Source organism: Streptomyces sp. NPDC001410 (assembly GCF_042895235.1).
Taxonomy (GTDB): Bacteria; Actinomycetota; Actinomycetes; order Streptomycetales; family Streptomycetaceae; genus Streptomyces.
This window is the reverse complement of the sequence record NZ_JBIAWE010000036.1, coordinates 20,461-40,556: the sequence shown is the minus strand read 5'-3', so window position 1 is coordinate 40,556 and position 20,096 is coordinate 20,461. Positions and strand designations below refer to the sequence as shown.

General features: G+C 67.9%; 20 protein-coding genes and 4 pseudogenes. 11 read left to right on the top strand and 13 right to left on the bottom strand.

Annotation, left to right across the window (positions count from 1 at the left end):
• Positions 1–174, top strand: a pseudogene (locus tag ACFY3C_RS44405) (flavin reductase family protein); the annotation flags it as partial.
• A 165-nt stretch (positions 175–339) separates the two neighbouring features.
• Here ACFY3C_RS44405 and ACFY3C_RS44400 read toward each other — a convergent pair.
• On the bottom strand, positions 340–735 hold the full coding sequence (locus ACFY3C_RS44400; protein WP_386580082.1) for a hypothetical protein: 396 nt from the start codon (positions 733–735) through the stop codon (positions 340–342).
• A gap of 244 nt (positions 736–979) precedes the next feature.
• Positions 980–1,777: pseudogene (locus ACFY3C_RS44395) on the bottom strand (transposase); the annotation flags it as partial.
• A 192-nt stretch (positions 1,778–1,969) separates the two neighbouring features.
• Between ACFY3C_RS44395 and ACFY3C_RS44390 the strand changes: the two are divergent.
• Both ACFY3C_RS44390 and ACFY3C_RS44385 read left to right on the top strand, forming a co-directional pair.
• Positions 1,970–2,482 (top strand): Imm50 family immunity protein, encoded by a 513-nt coding sequence (locus tag ACFY3C_RS44390; protein ID WP_390774984.1) that lies wholly within the window; start codon positions 1,970–1,972, stop codon positions 2,480–2,482.
• On the top strand, positions 2,475–2,870 hold the full coding sequence (locus ACFY3C_RS44385) for an Imm50 family immunity protein (protein WP_386580079.1): 396 nt from the start codon (positions 2,475–2,477) through the stop codon (positions 2,868–2,870). Before ACFY3C_RS44390 ends, ACFY3C_RS44385 begins: the two co-directional genes overlap by 8 nt.
• A gap of 255 nt (positions 2,871–3,125) precedes the next feature.
• Here ACFY3C_RS44385 and ACFY3C_RS44380 read toward each other — a convergent pair whose 3' ends face one another.
• Positions 3,126–3,608 (bottom strand): GNAT family N-acetyltransferase, encoded by a 483-nt coding sequence (locus tag ACFY3C_RS44380; protein WP_390774983.1) that lies wholly within the window; start codon positions 3,606–3,608, stop codon positions 3,126–3,128.
• Positions 3,609–4,347: 739 nt separating this feature from the next.
• Here ACFY3C_RS44380 and ACFY3C_RS44375 point away from each other — a divergent pair.
• The 4 genes and pseudogenes from ACFY3C_RS44375 (at position 4,348) to ACFY3C_RS44360 (ending at position 7,732) form a co-directional block, all read left to right on the top strand.
• Entirely contained in the window at positions 4,348–5,238 is an 891-nt protein-coding gene (locus tag ACFY3C_RS44375; protein WP_386580076.1) for an alkaline phosphatase family protein, read from the top strand.
• Between the two features lie 5 nt (positions 5,239–5,243).
• The gene (locus ACFY3C_RS44370; RefSeq protein WP_390774982.1) at positions 5,244–6,512 is read left to right on the top strand and encodes an MFS transporter; all 1,269 of its coding nucleotides are present in this window, start codon (positions 5,244–5,246) and stop codon (positions 6,510–6,512) included.
• The gene (locus ACFY3C_RS44365; RefSeq protein WP_390774981.1) at positions 6,509–7,531 is read left to right on the top strand and encodes a TolB family protein; all 1,023 of its coding nucleotides are present in this window, start codon (positions 6,509–6,511) and stop codon (positions 7,529–7,531) included. The genes ACFY3C_RS44370 and ACFY3C_RS44365 overlap by 4 nt, the downstream gene beginning before the upstream one ends.
• Before the next feature lie 106 nt (positions 7,532–7,637).
• Positions 7,638–7,732 (top strand): annotated as a pseudogene (locus ACFY3C_RS44360).
• 67 nt (positions 7,733–7,799) lie between these two features.
• Here ACFY3C_RS44360 and ACFY3C_RS44355 read toward each other — a convergent pair.
• Positions 7,800–8,255 carry a VOC family protein gene (locus ACFY3C_RS44355; RefSeq protein ID WP_390774980.1) on the bottom strand — a complete coding sequence of 152 codons (456 nt, stop codon included), beginning with the start codon at positions 8,253–8,255 and terminating at the stop codon, positions 7,800–7,802.
• 101 nt (positions 8,256–8,356) lie between these two features.
• Between ACFY3C_RS44355 and ACFY3C_RS44350 the strand changes: the two are divergent.
• Positions 8,357–8,539, top strand: a pseudogene (locus ACFY3C_RS44350) (IS5/IS1182 family transposase); the annotation flags it as partial.
• 81 nt (positions 8,540–8,620) lie between these two features.
• Here ACFY3C_RS44350 and ACFY3C_RS44345 read toward each other — a convergent pair.
• From ACFY3C_RS44345 to ACFY3C_RS44335, 3 genes are all read right to left on the bottom strand, one after another.
• Positions 8,621–9,346: a hypothetical protein gene (locus tag ACFY3C_RS44345; protein WP_386580068.1), complete on the bottom strand. Its 726-nt coding sequence runs from the start codon at positions 9,344–9,346 to the stop codon at positions 8,621–8,623.
• A 480-nt stretch (positions 9,347–9,826) separates the two neighbouring features.
• Entirely contained in the window at positions 9,827–10,951 is a 1,125-nt protein-coding gene (locus ACFY3C_RS44340; protein WP_390774979.1) for a S8 family peptidase, read from the bottom strand.
• A 330-nt stretch (positions 10,952–11,281) separates the two neighbouring features.
• Positions 11,282–11,866, bottom strand: a complete 585-nt coding sequence (locus ACFY3C_RS44335; RefSeq protein WP_390774978.1) for a TetR/AcrR family transcriptional regulator — start codon at positions 11,864–11,866, stop codon at positions 11,282–11,284.
• A 137-nt stretch (positions 11,867–12,003) separates the two neighbouring features.
• Between ACFY3C_RS44335 and ACFY3C_RS44330 the strand changes: the two genes are divergently transcribed.
• Positions 12,004–12,870, top strand: a complete 867-nt coding sequence (locus ACFY3C_RS44330; RefSeq protein ID WP_390774977.1) for a class I SAM-dependent methyltransferase — start codon at positions 12,004–12,006, stop codon at positions 12,868–12,870.
• 212 nt (positions 12,871–13,082) lie between these two features.
• Here the strand turns inward: ACFY3C_RS44330 and ACFY3C_RS44325 are convergent, their stop codons facing one another.
• From ACFY3C_RS44325 to ACFY3C_RS44315, 3 genes are all read right to left on the bottom strand, one after another.
• Complete coding sequence (locus ACFY3C_RS44325; protein ID WP_390774976.1) at positions 13,083–13,985, bottom strand: nuclease; 903 nt, start codon at positions 13,983–13,985, stop codon at positions 13,083–13,085.
• A gap of 464 nt (positions 13,986–14,449) precedes the next feature.
• The gene (locus ACFY3C_RS44320; protein WP_390774975.1) at positions 14,450–15,124 is read right to left on the bottom strand and encodes an HAD family hydrolase; all 675 of its coding nucleotides are present in this window, start codon (positions 15,122–15,124) and stop codon (positions 14,450–14,452) included.
• Positions 15,125–15,204: 80 nt separating this feature from the next.
• Positions 15,205–15,888: a LysE family translocator gene (locus tag ACFY3C_RS44315; protein WP_390774974.1), complete on the bottom strand. Its 684-nt coding sequence runs from the start codon at positions 15,886–15,888 to the stop codon at positions 15,205–15,207.
• A 435-nt stretch (positions 15,889–16,323) separates the two neighbouring features.
• Between ACFY3C_RS44315 and ACFY3C_RS44310 the strand changes: the two genes are divergently transcribed.
• A complete protein-coding gene (locus ACFY3C_RS44310) occupies positions 16,324–16,893 on the top strand; it encodes a suppressor of fused domain protein (RefSeq protein WP_390774973.1) in 570 nt (189 codons plus the stop codon).
• Positions 16,894–16,942: 49 nt separating this feature from the next.
• Here ACFY3C_RS44310 and ACFY3C_RS44305 read toward each other — a convergent pair whose 3' ends face one another.
• The 3 genes from ACFY3C_RS44305 to ACFY3C_RS44295 all read right to left on the bottom strand — a co-directional run bounded on the left by ACFY3C_RS44305 (position 16,943) and on the right by ACFY3C_RS44295 (position 18,868).
• A complete protein-coding gene (locus ACFY3C_RS44305; protein ID WP_390774972.1) occupies positions 16,943–17,092 on the bottom strand; it encodes a hypothetical protein in 150 nt (49 codons plus the stop codon).
• Between the two features lie 358 nt (positions 17,093–17,450).
• Positions 17,451–17,960, bottom strand: coding sequence for a hypothetical protein (locus tag ACFY3C_RS44300; protein ID WP_386580053.1), 510 nt, complete (start codon positions 17,958–17,960; stop codon positions 17,451–17,453).
• The gene (locus tag ACFY3C_RS44295; protein ID WP_390774971.1) at positions 17,957–18,868 is read right to left on the bottom strand and encodes an arginase family protein; all 912 of its coding nucleotides are present in this window, start codon (positions 18,866–18,868) and stop codon (positions 17,957–17,959) included. The genes ACFY3C_RS44300 and ACFY3C_RS44295 overlap by 4 nt, the downstream gene beginning before the upstream one ends.
• Before the next feature lie 93 nt (positions 18,869–18,961).
• On the opposite strand from ACFY3C_RS44295, the gene ACFY3C_RS44290 reads away from it, so the two are divergent.
• Positions 18,962–19,630, top strand: a complete 669-nt coding sequence (locus ACFY3C_RS44290) for a CGNR zinc finger domain-containing protein (RefSeq protein WP_390774970.1) — start codon at positions 18,962–18,964, stop codon at positions 19,628–19,630.
• Positions 19,631–20,096: the final 466 nt, after the last annotated feature.

Genomic DNA, 20,096 nt, shown 5'->3' with positions numbered 1-20,096 from the left:
GACAAGTTCGCCGCGGCCGGCCTCACGCCCGTACCGTCCGAGACGGTACGCGCTCCGCGCGTCGCCGAGTGCCCGCTCCAACTCGAGGCCCAGGTCCAGCGCAGCTCACCGGACGCGGAGGGCCACTTCCTGATAGTTGAGTGCGCGGTCGCACGCGTCCACGCCGACCGTCGCGGCAGACGATCAGGAGATTCGATGAAGCGGTGTGCTCGGTCTCGACGACCTCAGCCCGGCACACCACCGATCACCAAGAAGTGTCCTCCGTCGATCCTGCTACATGATCCCCCCCCCCGAAAGACTTCCATAGGTGACCACTTAGCGAGGGTAGGCTGCTTCCGGCTACTTCTTGCCCTGCTCGTCGTTTTCCTTGAAGCAGACGACGAACCATTTTCCGGGGCCTGACTGGGTGAGCGAGCCGGTCGTGCCCGGGACGTCGGAGCACGAGAAGGTATCGACGACTCCGTCCTTGTCCATCTTCAGGACCTTGTAGTCGGCGTGCGGGTCAGTGCAGTCGAGCTTCTTGGTCTTCGCTTCCTTGTCCGTCCCGATGTTCTGGAAGCAGTCACCGGTCTTGAGCGCCGCGGACTGGTCCTTCGTGTCGTACGGGCCCAAGGCCCAGAACGCCACTATGCCCGCGAGGACAAGAACCAGACCGAGGAAGATCAGGCGGTTGCGTCGTATCTGCACCGCGGTGTACGAGACGTTCAGGCCGCCCAGGGGCGGAATTTGGGACACGGGCAGTTCCTCAGGCGGTAAAGACTTGCGAAGGCGACCACAAATCTAGCCCACCTGCCTGTACTCGCTGTTTGCCGCCCCCTGTTGGTCCTGCCCGTCAGCTTCCGGGGTTGCTATCGACGGGCGCGGGGACAGGACTGGCAGCAAGTGCGAGCTCACCGGATGGATGCGTCCCAAAGCTGGTGAGCCGTGTCTGAACGGAGTTGGAAGATCACTCACGGAGCGAGGCTTTGCCAGGACCTCGGGCAAGTTGGACGATCTCTAGCCAGTTGCGGTTCTGGGCGGCGTCGTGCAGCGGCAGGTTGCGCAGGCCGGTGTCGCGAGCCGCCCGGATACGGCCCTCTGCGCAGGCGCGCTGGCGGTGCCGCACTTCTAGGATCGTGGTCGGGGTGTCGGCGGTGTTGGTGGCGAAGGAGACGAGCCTCATGCTGTCGGCGTCGGTGATGCGCAACTGTGCTCCGGGGTGGGGTCGTTCCTTGCGCTCGATCAGCCGCATACCCTTCGGCCATCCCTTCAGGACGTCGCCCGCGAGTTCGGCCACCCAGGCACCGTCGGGCACGCCGCCGTCGTTGGCGGCGTCCTCTCTCTCCGAATGCACTAGGACCAGCACGCCGTCGGTGTCCACGATCACGTCATCGCCGGCGTCCGGTGCGGCTCGGCAGGCCAGCCGCCAGACCCGCTGACGCGCGTCGGACCGGCCCCGGCGGACGGCGGACGGCGGACGGCGGACGGCGGACGGCGGCGAGCGCGTGGGAACTGGCCGCGGCGAGGGTGTCGGCCGGCCGGGACACCGTAAGATCGGATGCGGCCGGCCCGAACACGCTGGGCTGCGCCCGCGGCAGATCGACGTCGGCCAGGGAGTCTCCGCCCAGCGCAATCGCCAGAGTGAGGTCGAGAAGGATCTTGCCCGGATCGTGCGCTGCCCGCGGCTTGCGATACGGCATGAGCGCCGCCGGCACGGCAGCGCGGTGTCCAGGCCGGTCCGGCGGGCAGTCTCCACCAGCAGCGACCCGAGGGCCGCGAGACGCTCCCTGCCCGCCACCCGATATCCGGACGTGGATGGGACCCATTGCGCTTCATCTGGAGCGTGCCTCGTGCTGGGGCAATCCAACCAGACCGTAGACGAGCACTATCATCCCAGTTCAAGTGCTCCTTGTTGATCTCCGACCGCCCCTGGGACGAGGATCGGTTGACATCGCCGGGCGCGAAGCGCCCAGAGTGAAGGGACCCACCCATGTCAGCCGGCACATGGCCAGGGCTCTTGGTCCACTCCGAGCGGTTGACCGCGCTCTACACCGAGTTGCCGCCCTTGAAGCACCTGGTTCTCAGATCGGTGCACCTGAGTCCCTACGGCCCCGGTGTGAAGTTGCGGGTGGAGCTGCCCCGATTTCCGGACCTCGCTCCTGCTTCTTGGACCGAAGCCGGCTGCGACCGGTTCGAGGTCCAGATCGAGTTCCTGACCGTGGGTGAAGACCTGCGGATGCGGGGTGTTCCCAACCGCACCGTGGTCGACATCGAGTTCGGCCCCCTCGCCCAGGACCAAGGGCACTGGATCACGGTCGCGGTGAGCGGGCCGGGGTTCTCGCTGGACTTCACCGCGCATGCCACGGTCCTGGCCAGGCATCTCAACGCATACCGCTCCGACGACGCAGATCCCTACACAGCTCGGCGATGGTTCGAGAGCCGACTCGACCAGCACCTGCACCAGGTGCTGCCTCCCACGACAGCGAAGGCTTTCTATGACTGACCGTGACTGGTCTGCCGAGGTGACCCATCCCGAGACGCTCCGCGAAGTCCTTGGCTCGCCTCCGCCACCGCTGAGCGACTACGACCTGACCTCCGTTCTCATCGACGAACGCGAAGCGTCGGTCACCTTGAGGTTCTTCGCCTTCGCCGTCCCGGTCGGTGCCGCGGATCTATGGCGGGCGCGAGGGCACAATGCGGTCGAGTTCGTACTGGTCTGCATCGGCGTGAAGAACTTCGGGGTGGATGGGTGGTCCTGCTGGCCCACAACCGTCGCCACCGTCGTGGGGAAAACGGTCGTGCTCGCCGGCCAGGGCAAGCGCGTGTCCTTCGAGGCCGCTGAGATCCGAGCCGAGTCCCCAATTGGACGCCTGGCCAGCCGCGTGCCGTGACGTCACTCGCAGGTCGAGAGGGGATTGGCGCACCGGGAACCTCACGCCGTGCCCCTCATGAAAGGGAGAGACTCGTAATCCAGTCAGAAATCGTTGCCTGAGCTGAATCTTCCTCTCTCGTGGCAGCGGCCTGCGGCCTGGCGCCGCCGAGTCCTGTGGCCTGGCCACGACCAAGGTCAAGGCCCGGCAGGCTCAGACGAAGTGACGGCCGCCCCAGGAGCGTTGAGGCGGCCGCCGACCAGGTGAAACCGACGTCTACAGCGCGATTTCCAAGGTCACTGACTTGGACGCGAAGCCGTTGCGCTCATAGAAACGGATGGCCTCGGTGTTGCTCGAGTACGCCGTCACCTCCGCCGCCTGTGCTCCCTTTTCCTTCGCCCAAGCCATGAACGCACCGATCAAGCGCCCACCGATCTGTTCCCGGCGATGAGCGGGCTGCACATACATGCTCACCAGCGACGCCACCCTCACCGGCTTCATCGCGGACCCCTCCGCCACGACACCGGTGAGATGGCCGACGACCTCGCCATCCCTGTGGGCAACGAGCAGCAGCCGGTCCGGATCGTCGATACCGGCGGTGAAACGCTGCGGCCCGTGCTCGCGCGGCCAGTTGACGTTGATGCTCGGATCACGAGTCCCTGCATCCTCGGCAAAAAGGGCACGACTGCACGCCACAAGACTGTCGACATCCGCGTGCTCTGCTTCGCGGACAACCACCACACGCCGTTGATCACTCATGGGTCGCGACGCTATCGGCTCCCACTGACACCTTGGCACCGCCTCACGTGGTCCCGACACAGGCCATTCCGCGGGGTCACGTCACAGCCACATCGCGGTGCAGCGCGGGGCGCGTCGCTCGGGGGGACGCTCCAGGGCGGTCGTCACGCAACGTCCTTCAGTTCGGTCTGCTGAGGGCAGTCGGGGCAGGGTGGGCGTCCGAGCCCTCGATGTCGGCCTCGATGGGCCACGGGCGAGAGATCCGCCCACCCACCACGCGGGCAGCAGACGAGCAGAGATCAGGAGCTGGCTTCGGCGCGAACGATCAGCGTGTCGATGTGTCGAGGCCTGGAAGCCTCGAGGGCTTCGACGGCCGTCGGGGAATTTGCCGTCGCACGGGGAGCAGTCCGCGCCGTCAATGGCCCACAGCTCGTCGTCGATGGGCCAGCCCTGGGAGCGGAAGAACTCGCCCGTATGCAGACACAGGCCGTCGCGAAGGCGCTGGATGGACGCGGCGTGATGCTTGAACCGGCCGCAGTTGGGGTCGGGGACGCAGCGTGGTGCGGGTGGGCTGCCACGCTCCGCTGAGGGGCGTCGATCATGTAACAGTCGGGTTTCTCTGTGCGTGACCTGTGCGTGGTGTGACCTTTGCCCGGCGGGGCCCACCGTTCTTCTGCCCTTCACCCAGTTCCAGTCTGGTGCTTCTAGGGTTACGACGCCGCTCCCCCGAACGTCCGTCACTTCTGTCCGGAGGACAGTCATGACCGTCGTCAAGGCTCCCAAGCGCAACCGACGTTCCCTCACGGCACTCGCCGGGGCTGTCGCCCTGACCGCCACGTCGATCGGCCTGTGGACCGCCACGGCTTCCACCGCTCAGGCCGCCGCTCTCCCGGCCCCCGACCACGTGGTGGTCGTGGTGATGGAGAACCACTCCTACTCGCAGGTGATCGGCAGCTCCAGCGCCCCCTACATCAACAACACCCTCAAGGCGGGTGGCGCCAACCTCACCCAGTCCTACGGCCTCACCCACCCCAGTGAGCCGAACTACTACATGCTCTTCTCGGGCTCCAACCAGGGCCGCACCGACGACAGTTGCGTCACCGTCGGTTCCATCTCCGCACCCAATCTCGCCTCCGAGCTGATCGCCGCGGGTAAGACCTGGCTGAGCTACAACGAGTCGCTGCCCAGCCAGGGTTCGACGGTCTGCAGCAGCGGCCAGTACGCGCAGAAGCACAACCCGTGGTTCGGCTTCTCCAACGTGCCGACGAACACCGCGATGACCATGGCGCAGTTCCCGACCGACTACACGACCCTGCCCAAGGTCTCCTTCGTCGTCCCGAACCTGTGCAGTGACATGCACGACTGCTCGGTCTCCACGGGCGACACCTGGATCCACAACAACCTGGGCGCCTACGCCACCTGGGCGCAGACCCACAACAGCATCCTCGCCGTCACCTTCGACGAGGACAACAAGCTGTCCGGCAACCGCATCCCCACGGTCCTGTACGGGCAGCACGTCGCCCCCGGCAGCTCCAGCTCCACCACGTACAACCACTACAACGTACTGCGCACCGTGGAGGACCTGGCCGGTCTGACCACGCACGCCGGCAACGCCGCCTCGGCTTCCGACATCACCGGCATCTGGAACTGACGCCCGTGTATCTCGCGGACTCCCGCAGCACCAAGCCCGCTGTCGCCTCGGACACCCGTCCGGGGCGGCGGCCGGCCGCCGTGCCCGCCACCGTGCTGGCCCTGGGTTCGGTCAGCCTGGTCACGGACATCTCCTCGGAGATGGTCACCGCGGTCCTGCCGCTCTACGTGGTCGTGGGCCTCGGCCTGTCGCCGCTCGGGTTCGGGCTGCTGGACGGCATCAACAACGGCGTCGGGGCCCTGGTACGGCTGGCCGGCGGCCATGTCGCCGACCGGGGAGGCCGTCGGCACAAGGTTGTGGCGGGCCTCGGCTACGGCCTGTCGGCGGTGTGCAAGCCGCTGTTGCTGATCGCCCATACGCTCCCCGTGATCAGTGCCGTGCTCGCGGCCGACCGCACCGGCAAAGGGCTGCGCACGGCCCCTCGGGACGCGATGATCTCGCTGGCCACCGAACCCGAGCACCGGGGACGGGCGTTCGGGGTGCACCGCGCCATGGACACCACCGGTGCGCTGCTCGGCCCGCTCGTCGCCTTCGCCGTGCTGCGGGCCACCGTCGACGGCTACGACGCGGTCTTCGCGGTCAGCGGCTGCGTCGCCGCACTAGGGGTGCTGGTGCTGGTGCTCTTCGTGCCCCGCCGCATCGCCCCCGCCGGTGCCGTACAACTGCCCGAATCGGCCCGGCCGGTGCTACGCGATGCGCTCGGGCTGCTCCGCCGCCCCGAGCTGCGCCGGCTCACCGTGTGCGCAACCCTGCTCGGCCTGACCACCGTCAGCGACTCCTTCCTCTATCTGCTGCTCCAGCGCGAAGGGGACCTGCCCGCCCATCTGTTCCCGCTGCTGCCGCTGGGCACCGCCGCCGTCTTCCTGTTGCTCGCCGTCCCGCTCGGCGCACTCGCCGACCGCATCAGCCGCCGCCGGCTCTTCCTGGGCGGCCACGGCGTCCTGCTGCTCGGCTACGGCCTGGTGCTCTCCCCCTGGCACGGAGTCCCGGCCGTGGTCGCCGTCCTGGTGCTGCACGGCACCTTCTACGCCGCAACCGACGGAGTCCTCGCGGCCGCCACTGCCGACGCCGTGCCGGCACAGCACCAAGGTGCCGGGCAGGCACTGGTCGGCACCGGCCAGGCGCTGGCCCGTTTCACCTGCTCACTCGTCTTCGGCGCGGTCTGGAGCCTGTGGGGCGGCCGAACCGCACTGGCCGTCACGGCCGCCGCACTGGCCATCAGCGCCCTCGTGGCCTCGTTCGTCCTGCGTCGCGCCGATGAGGTGTCCACATGACCAGAGCCACCCGCATGTTGATCCTGCTGGCCGCCGTCCTGCTGCTCGGGAGCGTCGGCACCGGGGCGGTGCTCTACGCCGCCCACCGGTCGGGCATGCGTGACCAGCAGCAGGCGAACGGTCCGACCGTGCGGCCCGGAACAGTCTCGCTCCGGCCGACGGCCGGCCGTCGGCTGCTGGTGCGCAACCTGGCCTGGGGTCCGCACCGCGACGAGATCTCCACCGTGCCCGCCGGCGATCCGCAGGGGCCGCGCACCGCATCGGGCGTCAAGTGCCTGCGTTTCCACGCGGCGGCTGGTACCGGCCTCTGCCTGCAGGCCGTGCACGGCGCCCTGCAGGACACCTACCGGGCGGTGGTACTCGACTCGCACCTGCACGAGCTGCACCACTTCCCGGCAGCAGGCATCCCCACCCGGGCCCGGGTCTCACCCTCCGGCCACCTGGTGGCCTGGACGGTCTTCGTCAGCGGCGACTCCTATGCCGGCACCAGCTTCTCCACCCGCACCACCGTCGTCGACACCCGAACCTGGGCGATCGACGACAACCTGGAGACCTTCCGCATCATCAAAGACGGCCGTCCCTACCGCTCCGCCGACACCAACATCTGGGGTGTCACCTTCGCCGACGACACCCGCTTCTACGCCACGCTGGCGACCGGCGGCCGGACCTATCTGGTCCGCGGCGATGTCGCCGCCCGCACCCTCACCGCCCTGCACCGCAACGTCGAATGCCCCTCCCTCTCACCCGACGGCACCCGGATCGCCTACAAGAAGCGCGTCCAGGGCGCCTCTCCCGACGCGCCCTGGCGGCTGTACGTCCTCGACCTGCGCACGATGAAGGAGACCGCGACCGCCGAGCAGCGCAACATCGACGACCAGGCCCTGTGGGCCGACGGCTCCAGCCTCGTCTACGCGCTTCCCGGCGACTACGGCTCAGACCTGTGGACCGTCCCCGCCGACGGCACCGGCACAGCCCGCCGACTGATGACTTCCGCTGTCGCTCCCGCCTACCTGGGATGAAGGCCGCCTTCCCGCCCAGGAGACGTGCCGTCAGCGCCCCGTCAGTGCTTCCTGCCAGTCTTTTCCACGTGAAGGCAACGGGGCAACGCCCCGGGGCCAGGAACGAGGAGAGGTGCCCGGAGTGGTTGATCGGGGACCAGCGAGCACGCCTCAAGGTCGGACCCTTCGGGGTCCACGCAGGTTCGAATCCTGCCCTCTCCGCTGAATGCCTCGTCCAGCTGGAGGACCAGACCCGCAGTGGCTGTGACCAGCACCGCCTTACGGGGTTCTAAACGACACAGAATTCGTTGCCCTCGGGGTCCTGCAGAACGACGGCGTAGTGCTCCATGTCCGGCTCATCCATGATCCGCAGCACGGTGGCACCGGCCTTGGTGAGCCGTTCCACCATGGCGGTGACCCGCTGAGCGCGGACCGCCAACGGGGCCTCACGCCCTCCGCCCACCTTCAAGTCAAGGTGCACCCGGTTCTTGGTGACCTTCGGCTCGGGGACCTGCTGGAACCACACCCGCGGCCCCTGTCCCAGAGGATCGATGATCGATTCCGGCGTCTCTCCGGCACCGGCGGGCAACTCCTCCTCGGGCACCCCCATGTCCGCCCAATACTCCCGCCACGTGGAGTGCCCGCCCGGCGGAGGCTCTGGAACGTACCCCAGAGCCTCGGCCCAGAAGCTCACCAACCTCTGCGGGTCAGCACAGTCGATCACCAGCTGCAGCGTCATCTCCATACCCGGAGGATGCCAGGCAGGTCTGACAACACCGGCCACGGCTCTTGCCCAGACCACCCCGTGCCAAATGATCCACTTTCACAACGGATCCCAAAGAGCTGTCCGAACTCCCGCGCTGGAAGCAGAAACGCAACCGGCCCCGCAAGCAGGTCCGCGCCCGCGCCGAGCACGTCCTCGCCCGCATGAAGAGCTGGAAGATCCTCCGCGACGGCCCTCTCAAAGGCGACGGCGTTCACCACGCCATGCCCGACAGCGCCCGGAGATACAACCTCACCCTCGTCGGACAGGGCAATGGCCCGCATCGCGGACAAGCACGCCAGAGTCCGTCCGGAGATCATTTGCGGCACGACAACCCTTGATCGACCTCAGAAGAAGGGGAACACGATCGACCCGGCCACCCCCAGCCAGAGCAGTCCGGCCGTGACCGCACCGCCCAGGAGGTACTGCAAGACTGTCAGGGTGAGCGACCCCCTCGGCACCTTGACGTTCGGGTTCTGCGGGTCGTAGACGATGTGGATGCCCTCGGTCGAACGGCCGGACCAGTGCCGATACTCCTGACCGTTGGTGGCGGTGAAGAGGTAGGAGCCCTTCTTCTTCCCGTTGGGGAAGTACTCCCGGACGGCCCGGACGGTGAGGCCGCGGCGGGCCAGGATCACCCGGTCACGCACGCTGATCACCAGGAGTGCCGCGCCGAGCAGGCCGGCGAGCAGAGGGAGGAGCGCGACCGCCACGACGGGCCAGCTGTCGGCCCTGTGGGAACCCGCCCAGGCGACGTAACCGGCGTAGAGGAGCAGGGCAGCCGCGATCCCGAGCACGACCTGCCACATCCTGATCTCCGGCGGCAGCGACTCAACGGTGACCGACGCGCTGCCGGCCGGGTCCCGCTCTGCGGGCAGTGCGTCGTTGAGGGCGGAGAGGAACGCACCCGTGGCGGTGGCGTTCGCCCCCTCGATCCGGTGCACGACACCGTCGGTCAGGAAGATCCGCAGAGCCGTGTCACCGTCCCGCCGGACTTCCTGGACGACCGCGAGGGGAATCGTCGTGCACTTCCGGTCCCGGTCGATGGTGAGCCGTTCGGATTCCAGAATCACGGACGCGTGTCCCCTGGCGAGGACTTGAGAAGAGACCATGATCTTCTCGACAGCCGCGCCGCCGCGGCAGTTGTACGCGAGCGGATCACGGATCCGTCTCGTTCCGTGTGGCTGTCGTGGGTGTACGGCCGACGCGGCTGCCCGGTCGCCGAAGGACGGCATCGGTCCGCTTCAGGCAGGCCAGGTCCCGGCAGGTCAGGTCCCGGCCGGCCAGGAACCGGCCGCCGCCGAGCACCACGGACTCGGCGGGGCCAGGCAGGGGTGGCCTCGCTCCAGACTGCCTGCCAGGTCCGAACGATCGCCGGAAACGGCGGCCCGCCCTGATCGGAGGCGACGAACAGGTCCAGAGTCTGCTCGGCGGCCGTCCCGGCGACGACCGGGTCAGCATGGTGTGGGTGCGGTGGCCGCGCGGCTTGCGCCCGCCATTCCGGTGAGCCGTGGCGCTTGGGTGACCGTAACGACCGGGGTGGCCGGGGCAGGTCAGAGGCCGCCGGTGTTGAGCAGACGGTTGGGGGTGTCGGAGCGGACGCCGCGCACGACACCGCGGGTGGCCGTGTGGTCGAGCCAGACGTGGACCTGGTTGGCCGTGGCGTGGGGGTGTGCCGACAAGTACAGTGCGATCACGCCGGTCGCATGCGGCGCGGCCCAGGACGTCGCGCCGTCGTTGTCCGTGGTCGTACCGCCGCCGGCGAGGGCGGCGGTCACCTTCTGGCCGGGGGCGTACAGGTCGACGCACCGTCCATAGCCCGATCCGTAGGAGCTGGTGTCGCTCCACACGCGGTCGTTCGAGGTGGAGGCCGCCACGACGATCGTGCCGGGGACGCCGGCCGGGGAGTGCTTGCAGGCGTCGTCATGGAAGTTGCCGGCCGACACCACCGTCGGGATCCCCGCGTCGACCATCTTCTTCACAGCGGAGTCCACGGCCGCCGACCGGTGGTCGAAGTTGAGCGACATGTTCACCACCGCAGGCTTCTGCGCGTGCGCAGTGACCCACTTGACCGACTTCACCACGGCCGCCTCGGCCGCCGCCGGGGAGCCACCGCCCTCGCTCTCGCACAGGACGCCCTGCACCCGTACGAGTTCCGCCTTGGGCGCCACACCGTACTTCGCTCCGCCGATGATGCCCGCGACGAACGTACCGTGGCCCATCCCTGCCTCGCTGAAGCAGTCACCGGAGTCCTTCGGGCCCACGAAGTCGGCGCCGAGGTGGGCGCGTCCGCCGAACTCCTTGTGGGCGATGTCCATCCCGGTGTCGATCACGTAGACGTGAACGCCCTTGCCCGTGGCGGTGGTGGTGAGTTTCCCGTTCAGCGGCCGCGATCGCTGGTCCAGGATGTCCAGGTTCCACGGCACGTGCCGGGTGATGGGCGACGCTCCGGCCTGCGTGATCTGGGACGACTTCCCCACGGTACCGGAAGACATCGGCGCCGAGCCGGACGACGCCCCGTCCCCCGAGAGCGCCGCGGACTCCCCCTTCACACGCGCGGGGACCTTCCCTCCGCTCCCCCCGGCCGCCTTGCCGGCTTCCCCGCCGCAGGCCGAGGCCCCGAGCACCGTCGCCATGGCCATCACCACGAGACCGGCCTTCGTCACGTTCCGCGTCACAACGCCCCCCACATCCCTGCTTCGTACACAATCAGCGCACAAGACGAGCACAGGGGGCGGGCGGTTCCAGCGGGCGCGCGGTTGGGTGGGTGGGTTCACGCGCTCGACGTGAGCCCGTCCGGCCGCGCCCGGGGCGGGACTTGATGCCCGTACCCCGGAGCCCTCTCCATCCTGCCAAAGAGAAGAGGGCTCGACCGGGACGGAGGCCAACGACAGGGTGAACTCCGCCGTCGTCGGCGACCATCATTCCGGTGGCCCTACTCGTGTGCAGGTCAGTCGTGGGAGTGGTGCGTGCACGCTGACTGACGGCTGAGGTCTCCTGGCGGCTGGCTAGCTGCCGACCAACACGGTCACCAGGCGCGTCATGGCGGGTCTGGGGTCAGGTGTGCCCGGCCAACTGGTCATCAGTAGGTGGTGGGCGGCGCCGACGATGGCAAGCGCCACGGTGCTCGGGTCGACGGTCTCTGCCACCCGGCCGAGCTTCTGTTCGACCTCCAAATAGCCGGTGATGGCCTTCTGGATCACGTCGAAGCCAGGCGCTCCGCTCTCCAGGGCCTCTCGGATGCGCAGCGCGGCGCCGGGTCGGGCCATGGCCAGCCCCGATATGGCCGGGCCGCCGGAGTCGAACAGCGCGAGGGCGACGGCATCGAGATTCTGTGCCACCGAGTTCTGGCCTGTGAGTTCTGACAACGACTGCGCCTTCGCGGCGGTCCGTGTGAACCGGTCGAGACAGAGCTCGGCTACGAACTCGTCCATCCCCGCGAAGTGCGCGTGCAGCAGCCCCTTGGCGCAACCTGCCTCGGCAGTGACGGCCCGGCTCGTGAGGGCGCCGGAGCCGTCTCTCTCCACGACGCGCTCGGCGGCTGCGAACAGCTGCTCGCGCACATCCGGCGTCGCCACTCCGCGCGGTGACATGGGCCTCTCTTCCGTTCTGGTTCCGCCGCCCGCAACGCGTGCAACTTCGTTGATGGTAGCGGACATTGCAGGTTTGGGCAGTTGCCCATAATGTTTGGGCACACGCCCATTCTCTGTCGTCCACCGCAGGAGGAACCGTGCCGGACGTCGTCAACACGGAGCAGGCACAGGCATGGAACGGCCCCGAAGGAAGCCATTGGGCCCGCAACCAAGACCGCTGGAACGCCGTGAACGAGGGCTTCAACGAGCCTCTGCTCAACGCTGTTGCAATCACCGCAACCCATCGGGTCCTGGACCTTGGCTGCGGCTCCGGGCAAACCACACGCCTCGCCGCACTCAAAGCGCCCCAAGGCTGCGCATTGGGCCTTGACCTGTCCGGCCCCATGTTGGCCGAGGCACGGGCCCACACCCAGCGGGTGGGCATCACCAACGCCTCCTTCGCACAAGGTGACACGCAGGTCTACCCCTTCGAGGCGGGCGCTTTCGACGCGGCGATCAGCCGCTACGGAGTGATGTTCTTCGCCGACCCCGTAGCTGCCTTCGCGAACGTCGGCCGGGCGCTGGTGCCCGGCGGTCGCCTGGCGTTCGTCTGCCCAGCGGACGCCGTGCTCAACGACTGGGTGGTGGCGATGGCCTCGCTGCGCGACATCCTTCCGATCGGCGACTTCGGGAGGTCCGGACTGCCCGGCATGTTCTCCCTGGACGACCCGGGCCGCATCCGCGCTGTCCTCACCGCAGCCGGTTTCACCGGCATCACCGTCAACCAGGCACAGGCGGACGGAGTATGGGGAAGGGGGGCCGAGGACGCGGCGGAGTTCCTGCTCGACTCAGGCCCCGGCCGCCACCTGATGGAACAGACCGACCCGCCTGCACAGACCCGTGCACGCCACGTTCTGACGGACCATCTGCGTGCCCACGAGGGGGCGGACGGCACCGTTCGGCTACGCAGCACCTCGTGGCTCGTCACGGCAGACCGCCCGACCGACCCCTCGGGCAGGCCCTAGGTGTATTGACTTGAAGCATTGTTCACGCGGCTTGCCGGTGGCGCCGATCTCGGCGAGGGCTTGTTTCCAGGCCAGGCCCTTATGGGGTCCTGATGCCCTGCAGGGCAAACCTTGCACGCTGGTGCGCGCGTTCATCCGGGAGGCGTGAACCGACGTCATCGAGTCGGGCGGGCGCCGGCCCGCCGGGGCTGTGAGCCCCGGCGGGATCCCGCTCACTTCTCCTTGAAGACGATCTCCCTGGCCGGGCGGGTCATCTTCACGGTGTTGTCGGCGGTGACCTCGACGATGTGGTGCAGGCCCCTGTGGAGCGTCTCGGAATCCGGGAGGAGGCGATACTCGTCGTCCGCAGCCCCGGCCAGGAAGGCGCGAAAGCAAGCCAGTGACGAGTCGTCGGCGCCCATGAACTCCAAGTAGTCCTTCAGACGACGGAACAGCTTCGGCAGGATCACCGCGCCGGTCGTGTCGTCCGTGAGCGAGGTCATTCCGGTGACCTTCGCCCCGTCGAGGGTCTTGTCGACCTTCCACACGCCCTTCGCGGACGCCCTCGCCTTCTCCGAGGCCTCGGTGAGGAGCTCGCGCAGGTACACGGGCAGGCCCGAGTAGAAAGTCGGGTAGGCCAGGCCGAGCAGGAGCAGGCGGTGGTTGGCGGTCCGCTTCAACAGGTCGTCGTCGACGTCGATCCAGTAGCCGCTGTACACGGGCGGGGTGCCCTTGCCGACGAAGGCCACGCAGCGGCCGAAGGCGTCGGCGCCCCGGGTGAGGATCCAGCCGGGCACGCTGTCCGGCGTGGTGGCGACGGTCTCGTCGTCGGCCCGGAGAACGGTGTCGAAGCCCAGGAACTTCAGCAGCTCGTCCGCTGCCTCGTGGGCGAGGCCCCGCGGCTGGTGCTCCACGTGCTGCTTCTCGCCGTAGTGGGTCTCCAGGGCGTCGATTCCTTCGAGCCGGATGCTCGCGCGGCCGTCGGCCTTGGGCACGATCTGCCCCTGCCCGGGCACGAGCTTCCAGTCGGCCACGTTGTCCGGGATGAACGGGAGGGTGTCGCCATCCGGTTTGGCACCCCCCTCAACCTTGAACTTTCCTCTGATCAGCAGCATGGACATGGCGACTCCCGTCACGACATCACTGTCAGCGTTCACTTGTTACGCACAGTACACACGCGGGCGATCGTCGAGGCCATTCCGCACGCGTCAGGCCGGGGGGTGTCAGCAGCAGGACCACGTCATCGGGCGGACCGCCGTCCGCAAAGGCCACCAGATCCCGCCACACCGCCGCGACTGTTGGTGGGTGCAGGCGGGTGCCAGCAGGTGCCAGCGCTGTGGCGGGGCCCGTTCGGCAAGACCGGCCGCGACCTTCGCGGCGGCCGTAGTTGAGCGGGGCCATGACTCGCGGGCGAGGGCCCAGACGTGCAACTGGCTGTCGCCGGATTCGGCGGCGGCCGGGCGGCGGTGGCGAACCAAGCGGTGCCAGAGGGGGCGCGTGAGTGGGGTGCTCCTGTCCATCTTGGCTCGCCCCAACAGCACGGGCGTGGGCGGCATTCGTCCACTCGCCGATGAGTCTGCCCGCGTTCAAAGAACGTAGGTCAGAAGGCGCTGCCATGCCCCAGTTCCCTGGCCCACTCCTGCAATTCGGGCTCGGCCAGGCTGGCGCCCAGCCAGTCGTGGTCGAGGTCGACTCCTGGAAGGGACGGTACGACCGCGACGTAGAGCCCGGCAGCACGCGCCGAGGCGATGCCTGTGGCCGAGTCCTCGAAGGCGACGGAACGCTTCGGGGCCACACCGAGTGTCTCGCATGCCGTGAGGTAGAGCTCTGGTGCGGGTTTGGGGGAACGTACCTCGTCAGCGGCGAACGAGTGGGTGAAGCAGTCGGCGAGGTCGGCCGACCACAGTGCCGCGTCCAGCAGTTCCCGGGGACTGTTGCTGGCTACGGCGATGGGCACGGCTGCACGGCAGGCGCGCACCAGCTCTACCGCCCCGGGGAGGGCTGTGGCGCCTCGGGAAAGCTCCTTGCGGACTCCTTCGAGGAGCTCGGCGGCGAGTTCGGCCCCGGCGCCGGGGCGTCCGAGGTATTGAGCCATGGCTTCTCCGGCGGCTTCCACGGTTCGGCCGATGACGAGGGCTTTCTGTTCGGGACCGAAGGGATGGCCGTGCGCGGCGAAGATGGCCGTTTCCGCAACGGTCCAGCATGCTTCGGTGTCGACCAGCAAGCCGTCGCAGTCGAAGACCACTGCCTCGGTGCTGGTGGGGAGCGCGTACATACAGATGTCCTTTCGCTTCGGGTGATGCGGGGTTGCCCGTGCGTCGGCCTTGGTGGTCCTGCGGTGCGTCGAGAGCTGCCTCATTGCCCGAGCGCGAGCCGGATGCCGAAGGCGGCGATGACCGTGCCAGTGATGCGGTCGAGGTAGCGGCGGGCCGAAGGCCGTTGCAGACGGTCTCGGAGCATGTGCGCGAATGCGATCAGCGCGCAGGACCAGACCACGGCCAAGAGGATGTGCACACCGGCCAAGAGCACGCCTAGAGCAACATGCGAGGCGCCGGTGGGGATGAACTGCGGGAGCACGGCAACGTAGAAGGCGCCCACCTTCGGGTTGAGAAGATTGGTCATGATCCCTTGGCACCAGCCGCCGAGCAGCGTATCGCCGGCGCCTCTGCCGACCTCAGTTTCGGCCGCAGTCCCGGTCCCGGTCGTGTCCCCGACCCCCGCTGTCTGCCGGCTCTCGTTCGCCGAGCGGCGCCAGGTAGCCCACAGCAGACCGCCGCCCATCCACACCAGATACGCGGCTCCACCCCAACGAACAGTGTCGTATGCGAGGTGGGATGCCGTCAGAAGTGCAGTGACACCGAGCGAAGCGAGCGTGCCCCAGACCAGGGTGCCGCTCTGGATGCCGAGGACCACGCCCCAGGCGCGACGCCGGTGCCCGAGTGCCGCGGTGCGCAGGATGAGGGCGGTATCCAGTCCGGGAGTGAGCGTGAGAAGCCCCACTATCAGGGTGAACGTCTCTATCGCGTCCAGGGTGATCATGACCGGTCACCCTAGGCCGAAGACGATAGAACTTCCATGATTCTGCCCGAAATCGGGCAGGGATGGCGGCATTCAGACTGGCCTTGCGCATCAGACCTCGCAGGTGACTCGCTCAGGGATACGCCATCGAGCGATGACGTCAGCCCGTGAGTTTGGGATCCTCTGGCACGAGGGTGGCTACGGGCTGCGGGCGTATCGCGCCCGGTCGAGGCCCGGTTGCTGGGGTTGAGCCGGGCCAGGGTGGAGGCGGTCCGCAAGCGCGGCGTGGATGCTGCGTTGTCGGAGGCGCTCGCACTGTGGAGCAAGCCACGGACGGTGCACGACCCGGGCGACATCCTGCTGGATCGAGGATTGCCCTCTGCCACTCCACCGGCCAGGCCGGACACAAGGAGGAGGGGGCGATGTTCTCCAACTGCGATCGTGCAGGCTGGTCACATGGCCAGTCGTGTAGAAAAGTACCTTGCCCATCTTGATCGGCTTTCCGGGGGAAGGGAGCCCCGGTTCTTCCCTGTCGAGTCGACCAAAGAGGGGCTGCGGGGCGTGACGGAGATCGTGTACGACGACCTGCCGGACGGGCTTCTCACAGCCCTCACGTACGGCTTGTCGCTGGCAGAACATCCGGACTGGCAGCACGGCTCGCCGGAACTCTGTCTCAGTGTGAACTCGACCAACGTGATCTGGGCCCACGCGGTGGGCTTCCTCGCCGAACAGCTCCGTGGCACCTGCCCGTTCAGTTACGGCAGCACCATCAACTTCGGCGAGCGAATCGTGCCCGAGTCAGAGATGACCGCGTTCTGCGTGTTCGCGCCGATGGTCCTCGGCAGAGAGGACTACCTGGGCGTCGACGTTGGCATTCCGGGACACGAGGTTCACGACGTGATCAACATCCAAGGGATGTACCCCATCCACGAGGTCGAGCGGCAGTTCATCAACGAGCACGGGCTTGAAGCCTTCTGGAAGAGCGACTGGGAGCCGACTGACGTGCTGCGTCGCCCCGCAATCTGATCTGGGGAGGGCAGCAGCCTTGATCTGCATGCCTCATTGATGGACAGCATCAGGCGAGCAGGACTCGCTTGCGCAGGAGCGCGAAGCCGGCTCGGCCCATCGTCTGATGCTTGAGCATCTTGATCCGATTGACGTGTTCTTCGACAACCCCGGAACTCCGGGGCAGGGCGAGGCCCTGCGGTGACGGCGTTCCTGTCATGTTCAATAGCTGCGACGGGCGCGATCTCCTCCCAGAGCTTCCACGCATCGGTGCATTCCTGGTCCCAGCGTTTGTCGAGGTAGGGCTTGAATTCGTCGAGCTTGGACGGGCGGTTCTGCCACTGCCCATGGAACAGTTCCTCCGGCACTGCGGCATCTGCCAGGCGCTCTGGTAGCCAGACCCGTCGGCGCACTGATCGGTTCGTGCAACCTCGCGAAGGCCCTCATGAGGTCATGCATCACTCACGTCCGATGGCCTCGGTGCGGTGTTTCACATGCGGTCACCATGAAACGTCGAGAACACCGTCGATGCGTGGTGCCCTTGCCGGTAGGGGGCCTGACCATTGCGTCGAGGCCTGTCACCGTACGCGGCGGGCGCTGACCTCTTGGTCGAGTCGCCAGGTGTGTCCGCCGTCGGCCGATCGTTCGTTGCGCCAGTGGAAGGTGTCGGCGGTGATGTCGGTGAAGGTCCAGCGGACGAGGTCGCTGCCGGCGGCGCGCTCCATGACGATCTCATCGTCGATCTGGCGGGCGTACATGTGCACCACGTCGCCGCGGGCGGTGCCATGGAAGGTGAACCGCCACAGTTGCAGGCGCGGATCCCAGATTCGCACGCACAGGCCGCACTCCTGGTCCGGGGCGCGACCGGCGGCGAGGAGTTCATCGCGGCCGGGCCATTGCCAGACATCCAGGACCGCTCTGCCCTCCAGGGCGTAGCCGAACTCCCATTCGCCGCTGACGCGGTGGGCTGGTGACCCGTGGGTGGGGTAGTAGGCGATCTGGGTCGACCAGTGTCCAGTCAGACGTCCGAACTGCTCCATCTCGGTCGCATACAGGTTGCTGGGGCCGTCGGCGAGCAGCGTCTTCATGCGTGCGTCTCCACGATCGCAAGCGGGGTCAGGGCGGAGGCGAGGCAGTCGACGATGGGAGCGGCGTACGCGCCGTCCGGGTCGAGTTCCGGATCGTAGATGGCGATGTCGAGCCCCACCACGCGCCCGGTGCTGGCCAGGTTCGAGATGAGTTCGGTGAGCTGGGAGAAGTCCAGGCCGGGACGGCCGGGGGAGTCCACCGCGGGCAGGACGTGTTCGTCGAGCACATCGAGGTCGAGGTGGAGCCAGACGCGGTCCAACTCGCGCTGTTCCAGGTGGCGGATGACCCGCTCGCCCAGATCGACGATGCCGATCCGCTGGATCTCCTGGGCGGTGAACCGGGTGACCGGGGGTGTCGCCTCGTCCTCCCGGTCGCCGATCTGGACTACGTCCTCGTCGGCGACCAGCGGTCGGCCCACCACTGGCCAGTGGGTGAGCAGCAGCTCACCACGGCCGGTGGCCAGGGCCAGATCCATTCCGGCCGCCGAGCCGAGGGACGAACCGGCGTCGTAGTTGCCGGGGTGCCGGAAATCGCTGTGCCCATCGAGGTGAACCAGGCCGCAGCGTCCGTGGCGCCGGGCCCCCAGCAGACACCCCAGCAGGATGCTGCAGTCGCCGCCCAGCACGACCGCGAACCGGGAGGCGGCGAGCGCGGCCTGGACCGCCTCGCCGAGCTGCAGCGCGTGCTCACGGATGGTTACCCCGTTGCGGATGCGGGTCGCCGGCTGTGCGTCGAACTCGTAGTGCGGACGGTCGAGTTCTGTCACCCGGGCCGGCCGCAGGCGTGCATCCAGCCCCGCCGACAGCAGTGCTTGCGGGGCCCGCCATGTTCCGGGCTCGCGCCCCGGCGTGGGCGGTCGCAGGCCGAGATTCCAGGGTGCCGTGATGAGTTCGACGGCAGCAGCCATGGGCGTCTCCTATCAGCCGGGAGGCATTCCAACCGGATAACATCAGTACACTGGTTGGATAGAATGAGGCAAGCTCATGAAAGGCGGCCATGCGTGACGGGAACCATCCAGCCTCACACCTTCAGCCCCCGTGACCTGGTCGGCGGGCACATCGCCATCGACCTGATCAACACGGTCACGGCGCGTGACGCGGAGCCGATCGACTGGCTCGACGGTTATCCGCGCCTGCTGGAATGGGCTGCCCTCACTGGTCACTTCGCCCCCGCCGGCCTCACGGCCCTGCGGCGGCTGGCCGAGACCGAGTCCGGCAGAGCCGAGCTGGCCCTGGACCGCACTCGCGAGCTGCGTGAGGCTCTGCACGATCTGATCACGGCACTGGTCCACCAGAGCGCTCCAGCTCCGGCGGAGGCACTCGACCAGGTCGAGAAACACTGGAAGCGCGCGGTCGCCAGTACGCGTCTCACTGTTCGCGGGACTACGCCACAGCTTCAACTCGGCGTCGAGACATCGGGGCTTGAGTACCTCAACCACGAACTCGCCCTGCAGGCATTCGACCTGCTTCGGGCGCTGCCGCTGGAACGCACCCGCGTCTGCCCCGGTCGGCGATGCGGTTGGGTGTTCATAGACAGCTCCCGGGGCGGCCGCCGCCGCTGGTGCGATATGGCCACCTGCGGGAACTCCGCCAAAGGCCGAACCCACTACCAGCGCAAACGAGCCAGTGACACGGGCCCGGACGGGCTTCCCGGGGGCGCTCGCCGGTAATCGGTTCGTGCGGTGGCTGAATTCGGGACGGACGGTGCAGCTCAAGATCAAGCCGCTGTGTCCGAGCGTGATCGGGGTATCGGTCCATGACGAGCCGTCGTCGCAGGTGACGGTCAACTTGCCTCCCTGCCCGGCGCCGGCTGGATCGATGATCAGCGGAGGAGACGTTTGGGCCCAGAAACCGTCGGCGTTGCCGGTGGCCATGCGCCCGGCGAGAGGGCCGGTTGCGCCTATGAGGACGCGATCGCTGCAGCCAGGTTCGATGATGTGCGGGACGGGGCGACCGTCGCGTGTGGGGAGGTAGGTCCGGCTGAATTTCAACTCATTCGGCAGCACCTGGACGAAGGCGCACGCTGCCGACCTACCCGGGCGTGGTCGCGCGACAAGGCGACGACCACGGACGATGGGTACGCGTCGAGCGTCTGGGCTGGGACAAGCTCACCGGTGTGCAGCAGTGGATGCTCGA